This is a genomic window from Mesorhizobium sp. M2C.T.Ca.TU.002.02.1.1, from assembly GCF_003997225.1.
On sequence record NZ_RZTO01000724.1, the window covers coordinates 1 to 3,153 of the forward strand.

Genomic DNA, 3,153 nt, shown 5'->3' on the forward strand with positions numbered 1-3,153 from the left:
AATGCGCTGGGAGCGCGGCCACTGAACTCGGAAAACTGCAGCGAGATTCAGGCCTGCCTCGTCTGAAACCTACGCCAGGATGTTGACGGCCCGTGCCGCCACCAGCGCGATGGTCAGAAGCGAGATCATCGCCTCGGCCATCATCAGGAGCTTGGCGCGCTGCGTGAGCGGCAAGGTGTCGGTCGGCGAGAACGCCGTGGCGTTGGTGAAGGCCAGGAAGACATAGTCGACGAAGCCCGGCAACCAACCCCCTATCTCGCGATCGGGCAACGTCATTTACGGGAACAGGAAATCGGCATGCGCGCGCTTGACCAGGCCGCAGGTCGGCGGACCGCCGCGGTCGGTGCTCCAGAACCACAGCGCGAAGACGATCACATTGGTGACCCAGATGTTGAGCGCGTCGACGAGCAGTGTCGTGCCGGCGCCGGCATGCCCTTCCAGCAGCGCCCGCACCAGGAAGACCAGCGACCCGCAATTCATGATGCTGATGACGCCCGTCATCACCAATGCGGTGCGGCGGATGTAGAGGCGCAGTCGGCCGATCGCGTACCAATGATCATGGTCGACGGCGTTGCGCGTCTGCATCTGCGTCCAGGCCGTCGCTATCGACAAGGGCACGAGGAGTGCGGCCTCGACCGTCGGAGCCAGCCAGCGCGGGCCGAAGGACAGGTTGTTGATGACCAGCAGCTGCAGGCAGATGATGACGAGAACCGCCGCGCGCGCCGACCAGAAGTCGAGGCCACGGTGATGGATGACGACGTGCTGGTGACGCATGGAGGCACCTGGATGACTGGGGCATGATGCCGAAAAGTGTGGAGCGGTTTTCGGACGACATCATGCCCTGCCGCTGGAACCGCGGCGCCCCGAACAGCGGGCCGGCTCAGGCAACGATCAGCCGGCAGGGCCTTGCCCGAAGCGCCGGCGACGGGTTCCATCGCAATCTTGGTTTTACAATGTTGCGGAAGAATACATTTTCGTAAGCTTTTGCTATCGGACTGTTCAGCAATCCATCGGTGTGATTTTAGGCCCGCATGTCGAGAACCACTGAATCCGTTCAACTTTGGCCGTCGGCAATCGCCTCGGAGGGCAATTTGCCTTCGATCTGGAACGGTTTGGTCCGGCATCCATGGCGATTGCTGGCGCTTTTATGCCTGGCGCAGATCGCTTGCTGGACCGTCATGCCGGCGATCGTCAATGTCGGGCCGCCCCGCGACGTCGTCGAGGGGTTCATGTGGGGCCGCGAATGGGTGCTGTTGACCTACAAGCACCCGCAGCTGCCGTGCTGGCTGCTCGAGATCAGCCATCTCCTGACCGGCTCGTTCCGCTGGCCGCAATACATGCTGTCGCAATTGATGGTCTCGACGACGTTCGTCCTGGTCTATCTGCTTGCGCGCGACATCATGGGCTCGACCCGCGCGCTCGCCGCAGTGCTGTTGATGCCCTCGATCTACTTCTTCGGCTGGCCGACCCCGCAATTCAATCACGACTACGCGCAGATGCCTTTCTGGGCCGGCATATCATGGCTGCTGTGGCGTTCGGCGCGCGATGGACGGCCGGGTTGGTGGCTCGCCCTCGGCCTCGTTTCCGGCCTGGGGCTCTACGCCAAATTCTCGACGGCTTTGCTGCTCGCCTTTGGCGGCATATGGATACTATACGACGCCCGTGCCCGAAGCCGGCTTGCCACGCCATGGCCATGGCTCGGCCTCGCGGTTTTTCTTGGCGTCGTAACACCCCTGGCGATTCAGCTTGCCCGCCTCGACTTCTTGCCGTTGACCTATGCCGCGCATCGCAACGCCTGGGTGCTCGCCAACCGCGCCCGGCTTTACTATATCGGCGTTCAGCTTGCCGGGCTCGCCGCCCTTCCCGTCGTGCTCGCTCTTTCCGGCCTGCTGCGACGGCAGGCCGACCCCGCGCAAGACCCCTTACCGGCCGCCCCCGAGCGGCGCGCGGTTGTCTACCTGGCATGGATGGGTCTGGGGCCGGCGCTCCTGATCATGGTCGCCTCGCTGTTTACCGGCACCGGCGAGTCCTGGGGCGCGACGATGTACAATCTCGTCGGGGCCCTGGCAATCGCACTTCTGGGCCAGCGGCTGGGACCTGCTGAATTGCGCCGGTTGGCGGTGCTGGCGCTGCTCTGCGTGGTTGGCGTATCGAGCGCCTACGCGGTTACCCGCTGGACAGGTTGCAACGTCCTCGGCCGCCTGCAGCCGATGTGCTGGCCGGCACGATCGATCTCGCAGACGGCCGAGGCGATCTGGCATGAGACGGTGCCCGGACCATTGGGCATTGTCGGCGGCGATGACGGCGTGGCCCAGCTTGCCGGGCTGGAAGCCACGGACCAACCTTCCATCTTCACGACCCTCGACCGGCGCCTTGCCCCCTGGATCACGAACCAGCGCCTGCGGGACCAGGGCATGCTGCTTGTATGGCCGCACGGCTGGAATCTCTCCCCGCAACAGCAGGCCTGGATTGCCGGCCTGCCGGTCAAGACGGTGCCATTCGACTGGTCGCTCAAAGCACCGCCCTTGGAGATCAGCTTTGCCGTCATTCCGCCCGGCAGAGCCAACTTCCCGGGCGACCCGCCCGGACCACCCGATCCGGAATGACCCGCGATCCGAATTGAAGTTTATCAGCCCGACGTCAAAAGGCGCCGGCGTCGCCGCCAGCGCCTCCCATGATCGGCTTCCGGGCCTCGCTCAGGCGTTGGCGGCCTGCTTGTGCTGGACCGGATGGCTCTTCTTCAAGAGGTCCGACACCAGGAAGGCGAGCTCGATCGCCTGGTCGGCGTTGAGGCGCGGATCGCAATGGGTGTGATAACGGTCCTGCAGGTCTTCCGCCGTGATGGCGCGGGCGCCGCCGGTGCATTCGGTGACGTTCTTGCCGGTCATCTCGACATGGATGCCGCCCGGATGCGTGCCCTCGGCCCGGTGCACCTCGAAGAAAGTCTGCACTTCCTTCAGGATGCGGTCGAACGGCCGCGTCTTGTAGCCGGCCGCCTCGATCGTGTTGCCGTGCATCGGGTCGGATGACCACACGACGTTGCGGCCTTCCTTCTTCACCGCGCGCACCAGCTTCGGCAGGTGGTCGGCGACCTTGTCGGAGCCGAAGCGGGCGATCAGCGTCAGGCGGCCCGGCTCGTTCTCGGGATTGAGC

The 3,153-nt window shown here is 64.6% G+C and carries 2 protein-coding genes and 1 pseudogene; 1 reads left to right on the forward strand and 2 read right to left on the reverse strand.

Annotation, left to right across the window (positions count from 1 at the left end):
* Positions 1-69 precede the first annotated feature (69 nt).
* Positions 70-774 (reverse strand): annotated as a pseudogene (locus EOD07_RS28320) (hypothetical protein).
* 317 nt (positions 775-1,091) lie between these two features.
* On the opposite strand from EOD07_RS28320, the gene EOD07_RS28325 reads away from it, so the two are divergent.
* Positions 1,092-2,606, forward strand: a complete 1,515-nt coding sequence (locus tag EOD07_RS28325) for a glycosyltransferase family 39 protein (RefSeq protein ID WP_245470526.1) — start codon at positions 1,092-1,094, stop codon at positions 2,604-2,606.
* A gap of 90 nt (positions 2,607-2,696) precedes the next feature.
* On the opposite strand, the gene EOD07_RS28330 is transcribed toward EOD07_RS28325, so the two are convergent.
* The coding region (locus tag EOD07_RS28330; RefSeq protein WP_164772610.1) for a 3-deoxy-7-phosphoheptulonate synthase at positions 2,697-3,153 on the reverse strand (457 nt) is incomplete at its 5' end.